Source organism: Microcoleus sp. POL10_C6, assembly GCF_036701585.1.
Classification (GTDB): Bacteria; Cyanobacteriota; Cyanobacteriia; order Cyanobacteriales; family Microcoleaceae; genus Microcoleus.
In genome coordinates, this window is sequence record NZ_JAUBRB010000007.1 from 72,376 (window position 1) to 94,872 (window position 22,497).

Below are 22,497 nucleotides of genomic sequence, written 5' to 3' on the forward strand. Positions count from 1 at the left end.
TCGGCAAGAGTCGGACTTCTTGAAAGCCCCTAGCTTTAGCTATGGGGTTCCTTACTGAGTCAAAGCTTTGAGGAATGTCTGGAGTTCTGCCAAAAAACCTTTCTTTTTTAGAGGTTTTGCAGGTGTGGTGGAGTCAGGATCGTCGGTTCCGAGAGCTTTGGCTAAAATCCGCTCTAAGTCGTCTCCGACAGGTTTTTGGGCGGTTTCAGAAATTAGTTGGTATTCGTCGTTTGTTTCCAGCCACACTTGCCACGATTGGGGGTAGCAGCGGAATAAAGCAGCAGTGTCTAGGGGTCTGATGTAGTAGCAGGATTCAATTTTGCTGAGGAATCGATCGCGCAATTGTCGGCCCGCATAGCCTATACCTATGGTGGCAACATCTTCCAGGCGCGGGTTGAGTAGAATTACTGGGCGACCGGCCGCAGCTATATAAATTTTTTCAACTTGGGCCACTTCTACGGCTGCTGGATTGATCAAAATGAAAAGTTGATCTTCCGGTGATATTTTATCTTCAACAGGGGTGCGACTGCTACCCAAATCAGTGACTTTAAACGGTGTTTCTCCCCAGTCGCGGCGCGCGAGGGCTGCCGCACCAGTGTCGGGAAAAAAGACTTTTACTCCGGGGTAGATTTCCTCAAATTCTGGGAGAAATTGTAGGGTGATAGACTGTGCTTGCAGGGCGATTTCTGGAAATACTAATTCGACTTGCAGTAGATTTTTGCCGTCCGAGAGGGCAGCGGCGGTGGCAATGCGGGATTGGGCGATCGCCTCGTTGAGATCCTTGGGCAGTTCTGTCATTAATCTTATTGTTTTTACTCGACTTCTCTCAATCTAATTTTACCTGAGATATTGCACCATTCTCAATTACCTGTTTAGGAACAGGCTTTTCGGCCTGTTCCACAATAAAATTCACTCTTTGTGGAACAGGACGAAAAGCCTGTTCTTGAGAATGGTACAAGATGTAAGTTTGACCGCACTAAGCAACAAAAGCTAACACCGATACGGGCGAACCGGAACCTCCCACAAGGCGCAATATTCCGATAACTAAAGTGATGTCAGCCGCAGGTAACAAGTCGAGATTTGCTAGATTTTCCAGCACTATTCGCTGCTTTTCCAATACCAATTTGTTAACCGCAAAACTTTCATCTCGCCCGGTATCGACTCCGTGGGTGTCGGTTCCAACTCCGGCGATCGAGCGTTCATCTAGCAAAAATTGAGTGGCTGCTTTCCCAAATCCGGGAAAGTGGCAAATTCCGCGCTCGTCTCGGTTAAAAAATGCTCCCTGATTATCCCATTTTTCTTGCCAGCCAGTATACAATAAAACTAGATTTCCCGGTTCTATAAGTTTGTGCTGCCGTTCCCAAGTCAATATATCATCAATTGTTAAAGTGTAGTCGGGATTGGCAAGACTTTGCTCTCGGATGTCGATCGCAATTGCCGGCACAACTAGCGACTGCGGGGAATAACTATCAATGCTGGCACCTCCTGCATAAAAGCTGTTGGGTGCGTTGATGTGAGTGCCGCTGTGTTCTCCCATCGAGAATTTTCGCAGGAAATACCCGTCTGTTTCTATTTGAGCTACTGTGGCAATTTCTGTCGCTGGATCTCCTGGCCAAATGGGAATATTTGGGTGAATTGCATGGGTTAAGTCTACAATTTTGCTGTAGGCGATCGTTTTTAAGTTATTTGAGTTTAAGTTGTTTGTCATCAGGTTAAATATATCTATTATTTATTAAAAACAGTTGAGTTTTTGACACTCGGCGAGCTCAATATAAAATATAAAATCTAAAATCTAAAATTCGATTAGTCGATCGAGCGTTGCTTCCATCACATCCTTTGTTTGCCCGGAAACAGTATACACCAAAGCTTCTCGATAAACTCTCCCGGCTGGGTGTACCGCACCGTTAGCAGCACCGCTAGAAACTGCAACCGCAGCGTGCCCGCAACGCACGGCTAAATCAATGGCTTGAGCTCGCAGCGCTAATTGTTCTGCTTTCGAGCTATGTTGAGATTGTTGGAAATTCTCTGTTAGCCGATCGAGCTTTTGCTCTAGTTTTTGGCAAGCTGTCGTTATAAAAGGTGAATTCTTAGCCGCCGCCGCTGCTGCAATTACATCCAATCCCGCTCGAATACAGCCAAAAGTACCCGGAACAAAATTCAGTATATTTTTGCTGTCGTTTTCCGAAATCCAGCCGACAGGTTTAACTGAAATTATTTCCGATTCATGCAGCAACCAATTATCGAGAGTGGCTGTCACAGTATTAGTCGAGTTCATAGCGATTAACTGCATGATTTCGCTACAAGCTATTTTACCGTATTCGCGTTCAATATTGGCAAAAGGCACTAAACCGAAAACAGCGCGTTCGTCAGGAATTACCGCAGCTACAATAAACTTTTGAAACAATCCAAAACCTGTTACCCAAGGAACTTTTCCTGACAGTAAATAGCCCGCTTTTGTGGGAGTTGCGGTGACAGCCGGATCGCCCGATCGCCTTAAATGCGAAAACCCAATACCCAAGCGTAACTCTTTTTGGGCGATCGCGGGCAAGTATCTGCTTTTTAGCATTTCATTGTCGCTGTTGGCAAGCATCGCAGTTGCGCTGTGGTGCTGAGTTTGCAGGAAAGACAAAGCGCCGGAATATCGAGCCGTCAATTCCTGATATTGGTAAAAAATCTCCGGTGCAACTTCGGCACCGCCCCATTTTTGGGGAACTCGCAATGCTAAGAGCGATCGATCTTCCAATCCCGCAACTGCTGTTTTTAGCGCTTCCGAGTCGCTGTCGATAATTTCCGCGTGGGGTGCAACGCACTCTTGTAAGTAAGTTTTTGTGCTGTTGAGAATTTCTTGCGAATCCATTTTTTATAATTATTTTATAGTGAGTTTCACCTTATTTGGGAAAGTTTCACTTCCCACGGATAGGGATCTATAAAAACCCAGTTACTACGATTTTTGCGACAACTCACGAAAAATCTACGAAGCAACCGCATTTATGAGGTAATTTTATAGTAATTTTTATTCAAAATTGTGTGGGGCGGAAATCTAATTTCGCCCCAAAACTAAATTATTTCCACACTTTCCAAGGAGCCTTCCCTTCATCCCAAAGTTCGTTTAAATACTTGTACTCTCGAAAAGTATCCATCGCAAAGAAGAAGCCCTCATGACGGTAAGCCATCAACTGTCCATCTGCCGCCAAACGCTGCATCGGCTCTTGTTCTAAAATACAATCATCTCCCCCCAAATACTCAAATACCCGGCGGTTAAATATCATATATCCAACACTGATCCAGCCGTCGATTTGAGGTTTTTCAGTAAATTGAACTACGCGGCTATCGCTGTCTACCTCCAAAATTCCAAAGCGAGAAATCGGGCGAAATGTAGTGACAGTTGCCAGCTTCCCGTGAGATTTGTGAAAATCCATCAAGGCGTCAATATCGACATCAGCTACTCCATCGCCGTATGTCACCATGAAATTCTCGCGATCGATATATTTTTCGATCCGTTTTACCCGCCCTCCTGTCATGCTTGCGGCGCCAGTTTCAGCTAGTGTCACTTTAAAATCTTGTTCGAGATGTTCCTCGTGATAAGTGATGGTATGTTGGCGTCCCAGACAGATAGTAAAGTCATTGTTCATGGCTTCATAATTTAGGAAATATTCTTTAATCATGTTGCCGCGATAGCCCAAGCACACAATAAAGTTTTGGAAACCGTAGTGTGCATAGATCTTCATGATGTGCCAAATAATTGGATGCCCCCCCACCTCAACTAAGGGTTTGGGACGAAATTCTGTTTCTTCTCGGAGACGAGTACCGAGACCGCCAGCTAGGATAACTACTTGCATTTTGTCACATTTTTAAAGATGATAAATTAATTTATCATCAATCATCAGGGATTTTTTCAAAGAATTATTAACATTTTCTCATAGTGAGTGAAGCTTTGTAAACCGCCGAAATCACGAACTCTTATAAATAATTCTAGGGTGCGCGCGACCGCACCGTGTATTTGAATGCTGCGCGCAATTTATAACTAACAGTAGGGTGGGTACTGCGGACAGTATATTTGAATACAGCGCAATTTCTAACTTACGAATGGTAGATTAGGAAATAGACAAAAAAAGCCAACACCTATACTAAATATAAGAAATAGATTCAACAGCAATGAAAAATCAACTCGATCGCCTAAAAAAGTTTTTAGGTATCCTCTGTGCGATCGCCTTAATAATTATATTATTCCAATCGGCTATACCTGGTGTTTACGCCACGGTTGTTGTACCGGAAAGATCAACTATACCACAAACCACCCTAGCTTTTGTGCCCAACATACCGGGCGGCGGATTAGACTTTCACGAATCAGCAGGAGGACACACTTTAGAAAGACACGTTGGCAAAACAGAAGCAGCACTAGCACAGCGACTCGCAAGCGAAACGAGAATTTCTGCAGCATCTTCTTTTACTGACCGTTCCGTCGCTGAAGCGGCTATTGGAGAAGCAATGAACAGAAATCAAAGTGCGATCGACTCTTGGGTGAAAAGTCGAGGCAATCGTTATACGATCGACTACAACGCCAACAGAATAATTGGCATTACTCTGCGTCGCCGCGCATCCAAAGCAACTTCAACATCTCGCCTGAGAATCGTCCTCCAGCGCAGCGCCAAATTACCTCCCGGATACTTTATTCTCACAGCTTATCCCCAATGATCAATCCATTTCCTCATTTAACCCAATTTTTCAGTTCCTACTTTCACCAAGACTGGCCATTAGAAGCTGACACTCCCAGCGATGTAGTGAACAACTACCGCAGCAGCGAACCGCCCGCAAGTGTTGAAGCTGCATCGCAAGAACTCAGCAAACTGCTAGAAATGCCGATCGCCCCACCCGATTTAGAAGCATTAATCCTTGATGAATTAGGGTGTTACTACGACCCACAATCCGAAAATCAAACAGTCCGAGAGTGGTTGGAATCGGTGCAAAAATCTTTGAATAATCCTAGATAAAATCTATATATTTGTAGGGACACGGCACTGCCGTGCCCCACAATTTGTCTATATATTTGTAAGGACACGGCAGTGCCCAAAGCGTGTCAACTTAAGCTTTTCGTCCGCTAGTCCTCGCGCCTACCCGCCAGTCCGCCAGGGAATGAATTCCCTGTCTAATAGCCAAAGTCCTCTAAAAGAGGACTGAATAATTCATTAGTCCTCTTTTAGAGGACTTCAGCTTTGAGGCAGGGGTTTCAACCCCTGTCGGACTATCGGTTTAACGTTAAGTTGACACAAATGGGCGCCGTCGTGTCCCTACAAGTTGTCCACAATTTAATAGGATAGCTAGCTCACTTGCTAACCGTCAATAAGTAGCCTTCGTGGACGTTGAAATTAGGGATAACATAAGCCAAGCTGCCGCTACCCACCGACAAACTTTCTTCTTTAACGGTGACAAGCTTTGGCACTGATCCTTCTTGATTGTTGGGAATTTTTTCTAATTTGAGAGTGATTTTCTGACCTCTTTGAATACCTAGCTGCTCCAAATTCCCGAGGGTTAATGTTACCGTTGTTGCTGAGGAAAAATTGGGGTCGAAATAACCTAAAAGTATCTGTGCTTTACCTTCAGGATTTGACTTGCTGGCTAAAGCGACAAGGCGATTGTTATTTGACCAACTCCGCACCCGCGAATTAACTCCGTCAGCATAAGCTTTGTAAGTCCACCAAGCGGCTCTCGGCTCAAAAGTATTAGGCGTGACCATCCCACTCAGCGTATTGTTGAAGCAATTGCTAACTTTATTTGGCCCTTTACTCTCCCAACAAGCTCTGCAAGCACCGTCAGCTTTTGCATACTCTAAGTTATACAAATAACCTAAGATTTCTCCCGGCTGGTACTGCGCTAAGTTCCCGACAATTTCGTTGACGTAAATTTTTTGCAATTTCAGTTCCTTGTAAGAGGGACTTTGCTGAAAATTGCGTTTAGCCTCAATTACGTGATCGTCAATAAATAAAATCATCGTGTCGTTAAGTTCGTGCCATGAGAGGAAGTTTACTTCAAGTTTGTTAGCCTTGCAGTAATCCAAAAAAGCGGCGAGATATTCTTTGCTGTAGCGGCCGAGGCTTGGCCCGCCAATCATTGCTGACGGCCCCAATTCTTCCCGCAAGATTTTGTAAGCTCTTTTGTAAGTTTCAAAGAATTGTTCTCTGCTTCCGTTCCAAAATGGATCTTTCCAATCTGGTTCATTCCATACATCCCAAATAATTTTTTTGCCTTTATTTTGCTGTGCTAACTGTCGGATGAATGCTTCCCACGCGGGGTAGTTTTGATAGGGCCAGCCATTGGGATTGCTACCGTAGCCCCACAAGTCGCTGACTACTAACTGAAACTCGGCTCCGCTGGCGATTACTCGATCGTAAATATCGAGTCTCCCCGCCCGCCAAAGTTTGGGCTGCAAGGGTTTGATCGAGCTATCCGGCGGTTTGGCAGTGTCGATTCCGTGCAGGATGCCACTCATGGAAATTGTACCGGTGGCTGGCTGTCCAAAATCTACTGTAACGTTCGATCGCAGTTGGGCGATCGCTCTTGGCTGTCCCAAATAGGCTATTAACAGAACAGTGACAATAGCTAAACCAATTGGCAGCAGTTTATTAATACGTGGGAACTTGAATGTAAATTGCATATCTTTTCTTTGGTTGATGTTTGTGGAATGGGGATATTGCCCGTTCCTAAGAATGCTGCAAGAGCTCTATTTTAACGAACAGATGAAAACACTTCAAAACCCTGTATTAATCCTATCACTTGTTGCCACGATCGGGAGTTAATCAGCTCGTTGGCATCGAACGGAACTCCTTTCTCCGCAGCAAAAATACCAAAATTTTTCACCCAATCAAAGATAGTTTCTGTGGTAAAATAAGGTGTGCAGGCCCAAGCAGATTGCAAATTATTCACCATCGCGGACATATCTCCCCGCTCGTAAGCTTCCCAAGCTTTCCACACTAAATAATAGTATTTCAGCAGGCTATCCACTTGCTGTACCTGCTTTTTGAGTTTCGGACTAATAGAGAAACTGTCGCTCTCATCGTCACTTACAAATGCCTGCTCAATTATTTCTCCATATTCCCGAAGCATCCGTTCTTCTTTGAATAATTCTTGGGCTCGCGCTTTGCACGATTGTCCTGCAAGCCTGCGGGCTTCGGGATTTTCTGCCCATATTTCGACCGTTTCTACCAACTCTTTTACTGTTCCTGCTGGATCGATTGTAGGATCGGGCAGTAACTTTCCCGTGTCTCCCAATTCTTCGGGAATACCGCTGACGGCTGTGGCAATTACGGGCAATCCTTTCGCCATTGCTTCCATAATTGCTAGTGGCATTCCCTCAGCTTCGGAAGATAAAATAAAGATGTCGCTGGCGTCGAGCCAATCGGCAATATCCCAGCGCTGTCCTAAGAATTTAACCTGTTCTTCTACTCCCAATTTGCTCACAGTTGCTCTTAATTCAGGTTCCAGATTGTCGTGAGTAGTAGACCCAGGCCCAGCCCACACAAAGTAAATTTGGGGCCATATTGGACGATTTTTCAATTGGGCGATCGCCTGCAATTGATACTGATATCCTTTAATTGGAGTCAATCTCGCCGCCGTGAAACAAACAACAGCATCTTCGGGGATTCCTTGTTCTTGACGCAGGCGTTGGCGAGTTGAAAGATTCGGTGGCTCAAAATAACTATTTGGTCTGCCATAATAGATTACTTTGCCCCGTTCGAGACGTGCTTTAAATAGACTTTGGAACAAGTTTAAATTCTCGTGGGAAACCGCTACTGCTGCTTTGGCTACAATGTACTGGTAGGCAACTGCATCGAAATAGGGAATTTGATCGCCGCGATCGAAGGTCTCATAATTGCGATTGATATAACCCAGACTGATTATGTAGGGTATATTTTGCTCGATCGCAACTTGTTTTGCTGCAAAGTTAGCCATCGGCCAGCCGTCACTAAATATAATTAAATCCGGTCGAGCCTGGGCGTAAATCTTTTGAGCATCATCCAAATTGTAAGCTATTCGCAAAAACTCTTTCATCGTGTCGAACTCTAGCCAAATATGTTCGATACCTAGCTGTTTTTGTTCGGTAATTAAAGGATTAGAAGCTTGACTTTGAACGCTGGTTACTAGGTAGCCATCCGCAGCTAATTTACACATCAGCGAGTGGTTGAACTGAGCCAAACCGCCGACTCCTGAGTCTTCTGTGTACAGGAGTACGTGCTGTCTTGGCTGCCTAGAAGTCGAACTGGGAGCCGATTGAAACTGATAAGGATTGTTCGCTGCGATCGCCACTATGTCTTGCCATTCCTGTAAATTGGTTAAGGCATAGGCATCAAAGTTGTAGCCGTACTGTTCTGAAACCCCCTTAAAAGTTTCCAGCCAATTAAAAACAGTTTCAGTACCTGTCAAATGAGTGTAATACAGAGATTTTTCCAGACATTCGACCATTGCTGGCAAATATCCGTCGCGGTACATCCGCCATGCTATCCATACGAAACACTTGTAACGTTCCGCGCGTTTCAAGTCACGGATGTGCTGAGGCAAATCTGGCCGAGCAAAAAATTGCTCCATCAAAATTTCGGTATTTTTCATTAATTTGGAGCCGTTAGACATGATATTGCTGTCGTGCTGACGATAGCAGGTTAATATCTCTTTTAACCAAACTGACTTGCAGCCTTTTAAACCTAAACGTAGCACAAAATCTAAATCTTCGGTTGGCGGCAAGCGATGATCGAAACCGCCCAAGCGTTCCCACCACTCTCGCCGCAGCATCATTGCGCTGGGACGCACGGATTTGTAGAAAACAAAGGCTTCTAAATCTAATTTTGGTTCTTCTTCCCAAGGCTTGACTCCATAGATGCCTTCGTCGTTTTTGCCAACGATAACCCAACCTGTTTGCACCATATCTAATGTGGGGTCAGCGTCAAAGCAAGCTACTTGTTTTTCTAGTTTTTCAGGTAAGAAGAAGTCGTCAGCATCTAGAAAAGCTAAAAATTCCCCTTGTGCTAACTTGCAAGCATGATTTCGAGCAATTGCTGCTCCTTGGTTATCTTGATAGATGTATTGAATTAAATCGAGGTAAGGTGATAAAACTTGGCGAGTGTTGTCAGTTGAGCCGTCGTCTACGACGATAATTTCCCAGTTTTGATAAGTCTGGTTCAGAACACTTTCTAAGGCTCTGACAATGTAGCGCTCGCAGTTGTAAGCCGGGATAATGACACTGACGCGCACTTTTTTTTGAGTCATAATAGTAGTCATTAACTGTTTCCATTCTGGTAATTGTCTGAGAGAAATGGCATCAATGTTGCAACCGTAGGTCTTAGCAATTTCAGTAATGCGCTTTACCCAATCTGCTATAGTTGCTGTCAGGGAGTACGGGGTATAATCTAAAGATTTTTGCAAATAGTCAGTCATTTCTGCCGGATAGCCGCTGTAGTAAAGTTGCCACGCCATCCATGTCAGAGCTTCATACAACGCCTGATTTTCTAATTGGCGGATGTCCTCTGGCAAGTCGGCTCGACTGAAGAAATTTTGCTTTAATTTAATACAAAGGTTGGCCTGTTTTAGCGCTCTCTGGATGGACACATTTTGCCCGTGCTGGCGGTAGCATACTGTCACTTGAGGCAACCAAGCAGCTTCGCAACCAGATAGTGCTAAACGCAAGATTAAGTCGGCATCATCTACTGAATCATACTGAGAATCAAAGCCACCAACTCGTTCCAGCCACTGCCGCGAAAACATCATGGCGCTGGGAAGTAGGGGCATATAAACAATCCAGGTTTTTAAGTCTAGCTGAGGCAAGTATTCCCAGGGTGTTACATCGAAAATACTTTCGCCTTGCTCTTTAACCATTCGCCAGCCACTATTCACAATTCCTAGTGATGGCTGAGCGTCAAATAACGCAATTTGTCCAGCCAACTTATCTGACAGTAAAAAGTCATCTTGATCTAAAAAAGCAATTAATTCACTTCGGGATTCCTGAATTCCTCGGTTGCGGGCGGCGGCTACTCCTTGGTTTTCCTGATAAATATAGCGAATTTTGTCAAAATAAGGCTGCAATGCTTGGGGGGTGTCGTCGGTTGAGCCGTCGTCTACGACGATAATTTCCCAGTTTTTATAGGTTTGGCTGATGACGCTTTCTACCGCTTGCGCGATGTAGCGATCGCCATTATATGCTGGAATAATTACACTTACTCGCGGTGTCGGATTTGCCATTGACATGAATTTTATTGCTGATAAGGAAGGGTTCGGGAAAGGATTCTGAAACGGATGTAACGGATGTAACAGAGGTCAGGCAGAATGCAGATGCAATTCTACTGCTGACAGCAATCCGAATTTAAAAGGTAAATCGGGTATTTTAGCATGCATAAAATACAGATTCAATACCCTGTACTTCCTCGACTAATTGTTGCCATTCTGCTGAATTAATTAGAGAGTATGTATCTAATTTATGCCCTTGAGCTGACGAAAAATTGCCAAAATATTCTACCCAGTTTAATAGCGTTTCTGTACTCAAGAAAGGTGTGTACTTCAAAGACTTTTGAAGCGACTTCTGCATTCCGCTTAGATCTTTTTGACAGTAAGCCTGCCAAGCATTCCATACTAAAGAGCTGTAGTTGACCAGGCTTTCTATTTTCGCCATTGACCTCTGCACCTTTTTTTGAGTAACAAATGGATCTGTTTGGCGATCATCGCAAACTAAAGCTTTTTCGATCGCCTCCATCGACTCTGCCAACATCCGTTCCTCTTTAAACACTTTCTCGGCCCGCTGCTTGCAAGCTTGACCGATTTGATGTCGCAATTCTGGATTCATTGCCCAAGATTCTACAGTTTGCGCCAATTTCCTTGCGGTTCCCTCTGGATCGGTATTCGGATCGGGCAACAATTTCCCAGTATCGCCAAGCCCTTCAGGAATGCCGCCCACAGCCGTTGCAACTACCGGCAATCCCTTAGCCATCGCTTCCATAACTGCAAGAGAAGGCGCTGCATCTGCCAGAGAAGTCAAAATGAATATGTCGCTAGCATCCAGCCAATCTAGGATATCCCAGCGCTGTCCGATCAACTTTATGCGATCGCTCACCCCTAACTCTTTAATAGTTTCCCTCAATTCTATTTCTACATTGTCAGCGCTTCCCTCACCAGTTCCTGCCCACACAAAATACAGTTTAGACCACACCGGAGACTGCTGCAACTGCTTGATGGCTTCAATCTGATATCGATGCCCTTTAATCGATGCCAATCGAGCCGATGTGAAACAGACAATCGCATCTTCAGGAATGTTTATTTCTTGTCGCAGGCGTTGACGAGCCGCAGCATTAGGAGGTGCAAAATATTTGGGAGAACGCCCCAAGTAAATCACTTGTCCTCGCTCTTTTGGCAACTTGAAATCTTGGCATAATAAATTCAAATGTTCGTAAGCGCCAACAATCAAGGCTCTAGCTTGCAGGCAGTGGTAGAGCACTCCTTCTACATAAGGCACTACATCCCCGCAGGCAAAAGTTGCGTGTTCTGGCATAACTAATCCCATCACCATCATGTATGGTATTCCCATTTCAATAACTACCTGTTTAGCTGCAAAATTGGAAAATGGCCAACCATCGCTAAAAATAATCATATCCGGTTGATTGCTAGCAAAAAGCTCTCGTGCATCCTGAGTATTTCTTAACACCCGCTGTAAATCTTTATGACCGCTAAAATCCAGCCACAAGTGTTCTATACCTAACTCTCTTTCTCGCTCCAGCAAGGGGCTAGAATGTTTGGTTTGCACGCAAGTGACTCGATAGCCTAACAAGGCTAACTGACAAAGAATGGCATGATTGTACTGTGCTAATCCTCCCACTCCCGGATCGTCCGTGTTGTAGAGTAAAATGTGCGCTTGCGCTTTTGAATGTGTGGGAATATAACTCTGTTGAGATTGGGGTGGATTAGTCATCACCATCATAATAATCTCTTGCCATTCCGCTAACTTACTCAGCGAATAAGCGTCAAAATTTTCACCATATTCTTCCGAAGCCATCTGAAAACTTTCTAGCCAATTCAAAACTGTTTTTGTGGGCGAAAAAGGCGTATATTGCAATGACTCTTCTAAACACTGTGCCATCTCTGCTAGATGACCGTCGCGATACATCCGCCATGCCAGCCACTTTAAGCATTGATAGCGTTCCGGGTTTTGTAACTGCCGGATTGACTGAGGTAAATCGGGTCGAGCGAAGAATTTTTTCATCACAATTTCTATATTCTTCATTACGCGAAAACCGATTGACATGAGATTAGAATTGTGCTGGCGATAACAGGTAAGTGTTTCTTCTAACCAAACTGCTTTGCACCCCTTTAAAGCTAAACGCAAGGCAAAGTCTAAATCTTCTGCTAGTGGAAACTTAGCATCGAAACCGTCCAATTTTTCCCACCACTTTCGGTGCAGCATCATCGCACTCGGTCGCACGCATTTATAGAGAATAAAGCTTTCTAAATCTAATTTAGACGCTTGCTGCCAAGGCTTGACAGCAGAAATCTCTCGCCCGGTTTCATCGACGATCAGCCAACCTGTTTGCACCATATCTAAGGTGGGGTCAGCGTCAAAGCAAGCTAGTTGTTTCTCTAGCTTGGATGGTAGGAAATAGTCATCGGCATCTAGAAATGCCAAAAACTCGCCTTGCGCTAGTTGGCAAGCAATATTTCGGGCGGCTGCTACTCCTTGATTTTCCTGGTATATGTAGCGAATTCTGTCAAAATAAGGCTGCAATACTTGCTGCGTGCGATCTGTGGAACCATCGTCTACAACTATAATCTCCAAATTAGTAAAAGTTTGACCTAGGGTGCTTTCCACCGCTTGTACGATGTAGCGATCGCCATTATATACAGGTATAATTACGCTGATTAGCGGTGTTGGATTGACTGGTGACATTATTTAGCTCGCTGTTAACCTATTAATGTCTAGTTTATATTAATCTCGCGGAAATTCAGAACGATTCTCAGCTCGCTAGCTCTACTTACAGAAACTTGAAGTTTGGCAAAGTGTAGCATATAATTTTACATGGAATGATAACTCAAAAGGAAAATAAAAAATGAATTCGGAAACAGCGCAGGTGAATTTTCAGCAACAGGCAGAACTTTATTTAGCAACAGGCAACTTCGATCGGGCGATCGCACTTTGCCAACAAGTTTTGGCCTCTGAACCCAACTCTGCAGAGACTTGCAAGACCTTGGGAAAGGCGCTGCAAGCTCAGGGTAAACTAGAAGACGCAAGGTATTGGTATAAAGTTGCGATCGCCCTGCAACCCGATTTTGCCGAAGCTTTTGCTAACCTCGGCACTCTCTGCGCTACATTGGAACAGTGGCAAGAGGCGATCGCCTGTTACCAAAAAGCCATCTCCCTGCAACCAAACTTTGCAGGATTTTACCGTAATTTGAGCCGGATATTTACCCAAGTCGGCAAAGCTGAAGAAGCAGCAGACTGTTGGTATCAAGCACTGATCGTGGAACCGATAGAAATAGCAGAAGAATATCTCGATTTAGGTAATACTTTGTTGACCCAAAATAAACCCGAAAAAGCGCTAGTTTGTTACCACCGCACCATTTTTTTAAACCCCAGTTGTTGCGAAGCTTATTGTAAAATAGCAGAAGCTGCTAGCAACTTGAAACAGTGGGACGAAGCTATTGTTAACTACCGCAAAGCTATTAAACTCCAGCCGGATATTTCGGAGTTTCATTACAAATTAGGCAATATTTTACAAGCTAAGGAACTCTGGCGCGAAGCGGAGGCTGCCTACCGAAAAAGTATTGATTTAAATCCCAATTCTTTTTTGTCATACTACAACTTAGGCAGCGTGCTGCTCAATTTAGAAAAATGGCAAGAAGCTGCGATAGCCTACCGCACGGCTGTTGAAATTAACCCGGATTATTCTTGGTCTTACTACAGCATCGGTGCAGCTTGCGATCGATTAGAACAATGGTCTGAATCCGCCGCAGCTTACCAGCGCGCTACTGAAGTAGACCAGAATTTCTTCGCAGCTTTTCACCAGTTAGGAGATGCTCTTTTTAAGCTAGAAAAGTGGTCAGAAGCTGAGGTTGCCTACGAACGGGCGATCGCCCTAAATGCAGATTTATTTTGGTCTCATTATAAATTAGCTTTGACTTTAGTTAAACTTCAAAAGTTTGCAGAAGCAACACTCGCTTATCGGCGGGCGATCGCACTCAATCCACAATTCTCTTGGACTTACCACAATTTAGGAGAAGCGCTGTTAAAAACCCAACAGTGGAAAGCCGCAGCTACCGCTTACCAACGTGCTATTGAACTTAATCCTACTATTTCTTGGTCTTATTACAATTTAGGCGATGCTTTGAGTGGAAGTCACGCATGGAACGATGCTGTTTCCGCCTACCTTTGTGCGATTCAAATCGAGCCGTCTCTACCGGGAATTTACATAAAATTAGGTGAGGCTGTAATTAAAAGAACTCCGGTAGATTCAGATGTAGCAACTAGCTACTATCACCACGAAATGCAGCCGCAGCACGCTCCTGAATTTTACTGCGAAATCGCCCAAAAGTTTGCTGAGAGCGATCGGCTTAACGAAGCCATAATGTTGTACTTGATGGCATTAGAAATTAGACCAAAAGATCCAGAAATATCCCCCAAATTAGAGGAGATTTTAGAAAAACAGCGTCAAACAGGGGAATCTACTCTATTATTAGAGTTAGAGGCTAAGGATATTCGCGATCGCTACATTGCCCGAGTAGTCAAAGGCAAGACTTTTGCAGAAGTCGGCGGCTTGTGGGGAACAGTCAGCGAAAAAGTATCTGTAGCTAGCAAATACGGTGCAGTTTCTCTGACAATGATTGATGCCATGCCGGCATCCCTCAACTGGTGGCAAGATTTTCACGATCGGATGACAAGTTTAAATATTGCTAATTATCACTGTATCAATCAAGATATCACTCAGATTCAACTTGCAGACATTGGCGAACCTTACGATGTAGTTCACTGTGCAGGAGTTTTGTACCATCACCCCCATCCGTTGCAGATTTTAGTTGCCTTGCGTCAGATAACTCGCGAGCATTTAGTTTTCACTTCAGCTATTACCCAAGAAGTTATAGAGAATGAGTTAGGACGCTATGAACTTCCCCCTTCTGGAGTAATGTTTATTCCCGCTTTGGACGACGCCGAACGAGCTATTTTAACAGCTTATTGGCAGCTATACATCAACAACAACCCACTTATAGGGATAACTGAGAAAGCAGTTTTTGACATGAACAATTTTGCGGCGTGCTGGTGGCTGCCTACAGCTACTGCTTTAGAAGCTATGTGCGAAGTCGCGGGATTTAAAGTTTTAGACAAAGGATTGACTTGGAGCAATAATGCTCTGACTCTGCTGCTGGGGATTTGAGGATTGCTAAACGAATAATAAGAGGACTTGCTTGTGCACAAACGCCTAAACACCCGGTTTATGAGCGGATTCCTCGTTTTCTTTCCCCAATATTCCTACTAGAAACCGGGTGTTTTCCGTAAGTCCTAAATAAAATAGCTGCCAACATTTTTTGTGAATAAAACAGGAACTGGGAAATAATCAATGAACAATCAGCAACCAGGGACGCCGTTAGGAAACATTTTAGTAGTAGACGATACAGCAGAAAACCTGCGTCTGTTGTCTACGATGTTGACTCAGAGGGGATACACCCCCCGCTGCGTGATTAACGGAAAAATGGCTTTGAGAGCCTGCAATTCTAATCCACCAGATTTGATTTTGCTCGACATAATGATGCCGGAAATGAACGGTTATGAAGTTTGTCAGCACTTGAAACTAGAGCCTAAAACTCGCGAAATCCCGGTAATTTTTATCAGCGCTAAAGATGAAGTTTTCGACAAAGTAAACGCATTTGCTGTGGGAGCTGTTGACTATATCAGCAAGCCATTTCAGTTTGAAGAAGTGCTCGCCCGCATCGAAAGTCACCTTAGCCTGCGGAATTTACAAAAGCAGCTAAAAGAACAAAATATGCTGCTGCAAGAAGAAATCACGAGCCGCTTAGCCGTCGAAAAAACTCTTCAGGAAAAAAACCAAATCTTGCAACAAGAAATCAGCACCCGTCGCGCTGTTGAAAAAGCTCTGCAAGAGCAAAATTTGGTACTCCAACAAGAGATATCCCACCGCCAGCGCGCCGAATCTGCTCTATTAAAATCTAACCAAGAATTGGCGCGTTCAAATGCAGAACTAGAACAATTTGCTTATGTGGCTTCTCATGACTTGCAAGCACCTTTAGCAACCATTGCCAGTTACGCTCAACTTTTAGAAAAACGCTACAAAGACCAACTCGACAGCCAAGGTAGTAAGTTTATCGGCAATATCGTTCAGGGCTGCACCAGAATGCAAACTTTAATTGACGATTTACTCGAATATTCGCGCGTTGGCCGGAGTCGGAAACCTTTTCAAATGACAGATTGTAATCACGCAGTCGAGCAAGCACTCGCGAACTTGCAAGGGGCGATCCGCGAGACTAAAGCCGTTGTCACCTACAGCGAATTACCCTGGGTAATGGGGGATATTTCTCAACTCGTACAGCTATTTCAAAATTTAGTCAGCAATGCGATTAAATATCGCCACGATGCACCGCCTGTGGTTCATATTGCCGCTTGTAAACAGGAGGAAAACTGGTTAATTTCTGTCTCTGATAATGGAATTGGGATTGCTCCCCAGCATCAAAAACGCATCTTTCAAATTTTCCAGCGCTTGCACACTCAAAGAGAATATTCTGGGACAGGTATTGGTTTAGCAATTTGTCAAAAAATTGTGGAACTTCACGGCGGATGTATCTGGGTAAAATCGGAACCGGAGCAAGGTTCAACTTTTTACTTTACTCTCGCTTAATAGAGACATAACTTCGGCCACAGTTATAATCTATAAGGGAGGTAAAATTAATTACTTTCTATATTCTAAATCCTAACCTAGAAGATATAATCTAGAAGGTAATACTATTGAATATGGCCGATGAAAGCAGTAAAGAATTGGGAAGGAATGTGACTATCGGGGTGGGGAGATGGGCTATAGTTGCATTTTTTTAAACTGGTATAAATGCCCAGTTATAATAAAAATTATTTTCCGTTGACAGTCTAGTTGGTGCGTGATATAATTTTAATTATTAAACAAAATTTTTGTAGCGCTTGCTTACCCTCCCCAATCTGACGGTCAATGTATATGTACGTGCAATTGAATGACTGCCTTGAAAATAAAAGGTAAAATTCAAGTTAGTTTAACATTTTTTTGATTAATAAATATTATGAAAGCAGTTTTTAACTTAGCTTTGCCTCCTATCTGCTTTAAAGTTCTGTTAGTAGAAGACAACCCTCATGAAGCGGAGCTGATTGAAGATTTGCTGTCAGAAATTGGCGGCGCGCAGCGTATAGTGCTGACGAAAGTAGAGCGTCTCAGCGAAGCGCAGCAGCGATTGAATCAAGAAACTTTTGACATAATTTTATTAGACCTTTCATTGCCAGATAGTCTGGGAATCGAGACGGTGGCTCGGGTACAAGAGTACGGGGTAAATGTGCCGATCGTAGTTCTGACCGCCCAAAACGACGAAGAACTTGCCCTGCGGTTGATTGCGGTCGGCGTACAGGATTATTTGGTAAAAAGAAAAATCGACAGCGAACTGTTAATTCGATCGCTCCGTTACGCCATAGAACGCCAGAACAGTCAAGATGCTTTGCGAAAAAGTGAAGAAAAATATCGCTCGGTGGTGGAAAATTCCCTGATCGGCATTGCCATCATCGCTCCAATTATTGACAGCGAAATTCCTCTAAATTGCCACTGGATAGAAGTTAACGATGCCCTGTGCAATTTGCTGGGCTATGAGCGCTACGAACTCGTGCAAAAGAATTGGCTAGAGTTGACTCATCCAGAAGATTTGGAGGCGAATTGTGAAAATTTTTCTCAGATGTTAGCAGGTAGGCTCGACGGTTACATCTTAGACAAAAGGTGGCTCAGAAAAAACGGCGGAATAGTTCACACGCGAGTTTCCCGGCGCTGCATCCGTCGCCTGGACGGGTCTATCGACCGGATAATCGAAGTAGTGTTGGACGTGAGCGATCGTTACCGCTACGAAGCCAAACTGAAAGCGTCAGAAGAATTTTTAAACCACACCATAAATGCTACGCCAGACCCAATTTTTGTCAAAGACGAGCAACACCGCTGGATGATATTAAATGATGCTTTTTGTCAGTTGGTCGGCAAATCGCGACAAGAACTGATGGGCCAATCAGATTATGACTTTTTCCCCCAATCAGAAGCTGCTGTTTTTTGGACAAAAGATGAAGAAGTATTGACAACGGGTGTCTGCTTGGAAACCGAAGAAAAATTTACAGACTCTGCCGGGAAAGAACACATAATTTCTACAAAAAAAAGCGTCTTCCAAATAGCAGATGGTAGTAAAGTAATAGTGGGTACAATTAGAGATTTTACCGCATATAGGCAGCAACAAAAAGCCCTGGAACAAAGCGAAGCTCGCTTTCAAAAATTGGTAGCTAATCTGCCGGGAATAATTTATCAATTACGAATGTCAGCCACTGGAAAAATGTCTTTCCCCTACATCTCTTCAGGCAGCCGGCAACTCTACGAATTAGAGGCAGAAGCAATAGAGCAAAATGCGGAACTGATTTCCAGCGGAATTCACCCAGACGATCTCTTAGATTTAAAAGCATCGATCGCAATTTCAGCCACTACGCTGGAACCTTGGCAGCAGCAGTGGCGGCAGACTTTACCATCTGGAAAAGTTAAGTGGCTGCAAGGAGCTGCGAGACCAGAAAGGCTCACTAATGAGAGCAAATCTGGCAACGAAGGCGATATTCTCTGGGACGGTTTAGTGATGGATATCACTGAATTAAAGCAGGCACAAACAGAGCGAGATCGTTTTTTTACCATCTCCTTAGACTTGCTTTGTATTGTAGGTTTTGACGGTCATTTTAAACGTTTAAACCCAGCTTGGTCAACAGCTTTAGGCTACAGTATTAGTGAATTGTTTGCCAAGCCAATGATCGAATTTGTTCATCCAGACGATCGAAAAGTCACGGCAGCCGAAGGAGCAAAACTAATCGCGGGTAAGTCCAGTATCTCCTTTGAAAACCGCTACATCTGCAAAGATGGTTCTTACAAATGCTTCCTGTGGACATCATCGCCATTTAGTGAAGAAGGTTTAATCTACTCAGTCGGTCACGACATTACCTATCGCAAACAAGCAGAGTCCCAACTCCAGCGACAAGCAGTAGCAATGGCCGCTGCTTATGACGGAATCGCCATTTTTAATAATAATAAAGAATGTATTTATTCCAACGACGCTTATCTCAAGATGTACGGCTTGGCTAGCCCTAGCGAACTGTATGGGAAGAAATGGCAAATGCTCTACAGCAAAGCAGAAAATTTATTTTTTGAAATCCAAATAATGCCGATGCTCCTGCAAAAAGGGTACTGCAATATAGAAGCGATCGGTCAGCGTCGGGACGGTACTAAGTTCCCGCAAGAATTGTCACTGACCATGCTTGCCGGTGGCGAAATTATTTCTATAGTCCGAGATATAACTAATAGAAAACAGGTAGAGTCAGCCCTGCGATCGAGCCAGCGCCGCTACCAAACTTTAGCCGAAGCATCGCCAGTTTGTATATTCCATACCGACACCTTGGGAAATTGCCTTTATGTGAATAAACGGTGGAGCGAAATTACGGGATTAAACGCAGAATTAGCAGCAGAAATTGGCTGGATGAATGCCATATATCCCGATGATGTCGAGCGGGTAAAAAATGAATGGCATCGAGCAATTAGTGAGAAAATTCCTTTTAAATCAGAATACCGCTTTCAGCGTCCAGACGGTCGGGTAATTTGGGTGATCGGTCAGGCAATTGCAGAAATCGGAGACAAGCAGGAGATTAAAGGCTATATTGGCACTATTACTGATATTAGCGATCGCAAACAAGCAGAATTAGATTTGCTGCGAGTTACTCAAGCGGTGGAAAGCACCAGCGATGCGATCGGCATTGCTGACTTGACAGGGCGATCGCTCTACCACAATCAAGCCTTTGTTCAAAAGTACGGCTACACCGCAGAAGAACTAAACACAGCAGGCGGATTAACAGCAATTTACCCTCAAACTAAAGTGCTGCTAGAAATGTTTAAAACGATCCGTAAAGGCAAATCTTGGCAAGGCGAACTCAAAATCAACACTAAAAACAACGAACTGGTAACAACTTTATTTCGCGCCGACGGCATTAAAGATGAAACTGGTCATTTAATCGGGTTAGTGGGAGTAATTACCGACATCAGCGAACGCAAGCAAGCTGAGATGGCGCTGCTGCACCAATTAAGGCGAGAGCGGCTGGTAGTTGCCATGCTCGATCGCATTCGCTCCTCCCTCAATTTAGAAGAAATCCTCACCGCTGCTGTCGAACAAGTGCGGCAATTTTTGCAAACAGACCGCACAGTTATTTACCGCTTTAATCCAGACTGGAGCGGCGTTGTAGTTGTGGAATCCGTGGCACATAATCGAATTTCGATGCGAGATTTTAACAATCTTGACGGCTGTTTTAGAGAAAGATTTGTTGAGATTTACCAGCAAGGCTGTATTCGTGCTATAGAAGATATTTACGCTAAAAATATGACCGAATGTCACATTAAATTCCTCGAACAATTAGAAGTTAAAGCTAACTTAATAGTGCCGATTCTACAAGCACGAGAAAGCATTTCCCAAGTGCAACCGACGGCAGAAAATCAGCTCTGGGGACTCCTGATCGCCCACGATTGCAGTGGCCCCCGTTCCTGGGATTCCTCAGAAATAGAATCCCTCCGACAATTGTGCGTGCAATTGGCGATCGCGATCCAGCAATCCACGCTATTTCAACAAGCACAAACCGAAATTGCTGATCGCAAACTTGCAGAATCTGCCCTCCAACAAGCTGCATTAGCTGCTGAAAGCGCCAACCGCGCCAAAAGCGAATTTCTTGCGAATATGAGCCACGAACTACGCACGCCTTTAAACGGCGTTTTAGGTTACACTCAAATCCTCAAAACCGACAAAGACTTAAGCTCTGATCACCAAGAAAGTCTCAGCAATATTCAACAGTGCGGTCAACACCTGCTGATGTTAATCGACGATGTTTTAGATCTTTCCAAAATTGAAGCTAGAAAAATGGAACTCTACCCGGAAGAGTTAAATTTTATAAATTTCATGAAAAACATTGCTGATCTCTTTCAGATGCGGGCCTCTCAAAAAGAAATTTCCTTCAATTACGAACAAGTATCTCCCCTGCCTAGCTGCGTTCGTGTCGATCCAAAAAGACTGCGCCAAATTCTCATAAATTTACTCAGCAATGCCGTTAAATTTACTAACAGCGGCGGTGTGACTTTCAAAGTCGGCTATGTCGGCACAGGGGCCTGGAATCGAGGGCAAGAAGAAAATTATGAGTTCTCGACTTTGAGTTCGGAACTGAAAGAAAATTATATGCGCTTCGCCCACAATCCGATCGCAGCCAAACACGCTTTAAAAATCCGCTTTCAAGTCGAGGATACCGGCACGGGAATAGACCAAAGCAAGTTAGAAGAAATATTTTTTCCATTCCACCAAGTAGGAGGCAATACCTTTGTTGAAGGTACAGGTCTCGGACTCTCGATTACCCAGAAATTAGCGAAACTAATGGGTACCGAAGTTCGCGTCCACAGCACTTTAGGAAAAGGCAGCACTTTTTGGGTAGATATAGAATTGCCAGCAGCTAAACGGTACTTGGAGGTGTCTCCTTTGCAGGAAAAACGCTGGCTTGTCGGTTTTATCGGCAACAAGCGGAAAGTGCTAATCGTGGATGACAATCAACAGAATCGCGATTTGTTGTGCAGGCTGCTGCTGCGTTTGGGGTTTGAGGTTGCAGAGGCCCAAAACGGTCAAGAATGCCTCTGCAAAACAGTTGAATTTCAACCAGATGTCATTTTAATGGACTTGCGGATGCCTGTAATGGATGGCTTAGAAACGGCAAGAAGACTGCGGCAGTTGCCGGAAGTAAAAGATGTTGTGTTAATCGCTATGTCAGCTAGCGTTTTCGAGGCTACGCAGCAAGATAGCATCCTCGCAGGGTACGATGCTTTTCTTCCCAAACCGATCGAAGCAAATCACTTTTTGGAACAGTTGCGCGTGCGTTTGGGACTAGAATGGATTTATGGGGAATCTTCGGAAAACAAAAAGCGCAAACCTCCCAGTTTGTCACCAGCCTCTGATTTTCCTGCTTATTCTTCTCTGTTACCTGCGGCTTCTGAGTCGGTAGTAAAACTTTTGAAACTCGCAGCTATGGGCGACATTGAAGAAATTTTTGATGAGAGTGCTAAGCTGGAGAGTTTAGAACCTAATTTAATGCCGTTTGTCTCGAAGCTGCGCCAACTTGCTAAGGGATTTCAGCTCAAACAAATTCGGAATACTTTAAAGCAATATATCGATGGTCAGTAGTCAGTGGTCAGTAGTCAGTGGTCA

At 44.1% G+C, this 22,497-nt stretch carries 12 protein-coding genes; 5 read left to right on the top strand and 7 right to left on the bottom strand.

Features of this window, described 5'->3' with window-relative positions; all coding sequences use genetic code 11:
* Window positions 1–51 precede the first annotated feature (51 nt).
* The 4 genes from QUA34_RS06040 to rfbF all read right to left on the bottom strand — a co-directional run bounded on the left by QUA34_RS06040 (window position 52) and on the right by rfbF (window position 3,839).
* Entirely contained in the window at window positions 52–798 is a 747-nt protein-coding gene (locus tag QUA34_RS06040) for a DUF1995 family protein (protein WP_333321989.1), read from the bottom strand.
* Between the two features lie 178 nt (window positions 799–976).
* Window positions 977–1,708: a cyclase family protein gene (locus tag QUA34_RS06045; RefSeq protein WP_333384850.1), complete on the bottom strand. Its 732-nt coding sequence runs from the start codon at window positions 1,706–1,708 to the stop codon at window positions 977–979.
* 84 nt (window positions 1,709–1,792) lie between these two features.
* On the bottom strand, window positions 1,793–2,857 hold the full coding sequence (locus tag QUA34_RS06050) for an acyl-CoA dehydrogenase family protein (protein WP_333384853.1): 1,065 nt from the start codon (window positions 2,855–2,857) through the stop codon (window positions 1,793–1,795).
* Between the two features lie 205 nt (window positions 2,858–3,062).
* Complete coding sequence (gene rfbF, locus QUA34_RS06055; protein ID WP_333085176.1) at window positions 3,063–3,839, bottom strand: glucose-1-phosphate cytidylyltransferase; 777 nt, start codon at window positions 3,837–3,839, stop codon at window positions 3,063–3,065.
* 316 nt (window positions 3,840–4,155) lie between these two features.
* Between rfbF and QUA34_RS06060 the strand changes: the two genes are divergently transcribed.
* Together QUA34_RS06060 and QUA34_RS06065 are read left to right on the top strand one after the other, a co-directional pair.
* Window positions 4,156–4,695 carry an RNase A-like domain-containing protein gene (locus QUA34_RS06060; RefSeq protein WP_333384857.1) on the top strand — a complete coding sequence of 180 codons (540 nt, stop codon included), beginning with the start codon at window positions 4,156–4,158 and terminating at the stop codon, window positions 4,693–4,695.
* Window positions 4,692–4,991, top strand: coding sequence for a contact-dependent growth inhibition system immunity protein (locus QUA34_RS06065; protein ID WP_333321981.1), 300 nt, complete (start codon window positions 4,692–4,694; stop codon window positions 4,989–4,991). Before QUA34_RS06060 ends, QUA34_RS06065 begins: the two co-directional genes overlap by 4 nt.
* 332 nt (window positions 4,992–5,323) lie before the next feature.
* Here the strand turns inward: QUA34_RS06065 and QUA34_RS06070 are convergent, their stop codons facing one another.
* The 3 genes from QUA34_RS06070 to QUA34_RS06080 all read right to left on the bottom strand — a co-directional run bounded on the left by QUA34_RS06070 (window position 5,324) and on the right by QUA34_RS06080 (window position 12,913).
* A complete protein-coding gene (locus QUA34_RS06070) occupies window positions 5,324–6,652 on the bottom strand; it encodes a GH39 family glycosyl hydrolase (RefSeq protein ID WP_333321978.1) in 1,329 nt (442 codons plus the stop codon).
* 71 nt (window positions 6,653–6,723) lie between these two features.
* A complete protein-coding gene (locus QUA34_RS06075) occupies window positions 6,724–10,230 on the bottom strand; it encodes a glycosyltransferase (protein WP_333384860.1) in 3,507 nt (1,168 codons plus the stop codon).
* A 136-nt stretch (window positions 10,231–10,366) separates the two neighbouring features.
* Window positions 10,367–12,913, bottom strand: coding sequence for a glycosyltransferase (locus QUA34_RS06080; RefSeq protein WP_333384863.1), 2,547 nt, complete (start codon window positions 12,911–12,913; stop codon window positions 10,367–10,369).
* 160 nt (window positions 12,914–13,073) lie between these two features.
* On the opposite strand from QUA34_RS06080, the gene QUA34_RS06085 reads away from it, so the two are divergent.
* From QUA34_RS06085 to QUA34_RS06095, 3 genes are all read left to right on the top strand, one after another.
* A complete protein-coding gene (locus tag QUA34_RS06085; protein WP_333321971.1) occupies window positions 13,074–15,392 on the top strand; it encodes a tetratricopeptide repeat protein in 2,319 nt (772 codons plus the stop codon).
* A gap of 183 nt (window positions 15,393–15,575) precedes the next feature.
* Complete coding sequence (locus tag QUA34_RS06090; RefSeq protein WP_333321969.1) at window positions 15,576–16,868, top strand: ATP-binding protein; 1,293 nt, start codon at window positions 15,576–15,578, stop codon at window positions 16,866–16,868.
* 409 nt (window positions 16,869–17,277) lie between these two features.
* Window positions 17,278–22,473, top strand: a complete 5,196-nt coding sequence (locus tag QUA34_RS06095; protein WP_333384866.1) for a PAS domain S-box protein — start codon at window positions 17,278–17,280, stop codon at window positions 22,471–22,473.
* Window positions 22,474–22,497 lie beyond the last annotated feature (24 nt).

What these genes read in the sequence shown, in the direction of transcription:
- QUA34_RS06040 (WP_333321989.1), bottom strand. Translation starts at nt 798, where the DNA reads ATGACAGAACTGCCCAAGGATCTCAACGAGGCGATCGCCCAATCCCGC.
- QUA34_RS06045 (WP_333384850.1), bottom strand. Translation starts at nt 1,708, where the DNA reads ATGACAAACAACTTAAACTCAAATAACTTAAAAACGATCGCCTACAGC.
- QUA34_RS06050 (WP_333384853.1), bottom strand. Translation starts at nt 2,857, where the DNA reads ATGGATTCGCAAGAAATTCTCAACAGCACAAAAACTTACTTACAAGAG.
- rfbF (WP_333085176.1), bottom strand. Translation starts at nt 3,839, where the DNA reads ATGCAAGTAGTTATCCTAGCTGGCGGTCTCGGTACTCGTCTCCGAGAA.
- QUA34_RS06060 (WP_333384857.1), top strand. Translation starts at nt 4,156, where the DNA reads ATGAAAAATCAACTCGATCGCCTAAAAAAGTTTTTAGGTATCCTCTGT.
- QUA34_RS06065 (WP_333321981.1), top strand. Translation starts at nt 4,692, where the DNA reads ATGATCAATCCATTTCCTCATTTAACCCAATTTTTCAGTTCCTACTTT.
- QUA34_RS06070 (WP_333321978.1), bottom strand. Translation starts at nt 6,652, where the DNA reads ATGCAATTTACATTCAAGTTCCCACGTATTAATAAACTGCTGCCAATT.
- QUA34_RS06075 (WP_333384860.1), bottom strand. Translation starts at nt 10,230, where the DNA reads ATGTCAATGGCAAATCCGACACCGCGAGTAAGTGTAATTATTCCAGCA.
- QUA34_RS06080 (WP_333384863.1), bottom strand. Translation starts at nt 12,913, where the DNA reads ATGTCACCAGTCAATCCAACACCGCTAATCAGCGTAATTATACCTGTA.
- QUA34_RS06085 (WP_333321971.1), top strand. Translation starts at nt 13,074, where the DNA reads ATGAATTCGGAAACAGCGCAGGTGAATTTTCAGCAACAGGCAGAACTT.
- QUA34_RS06090 (WP_333321969.1), top strand. Translation starts at nt 15,576, where the DNA reads ATGAACAATCAGCAACCAGGGACGCCGTTAGGAAACATTTTAGTAGTA.
- QUA34_RS06095 (WP_333384866.1), top strand. Translation starts at nt 17,278, where the DNA reads ATGAAAGCAGTTTTTAACTTAGCTTTGCCTCCTATCTGCTTTAAAGTT.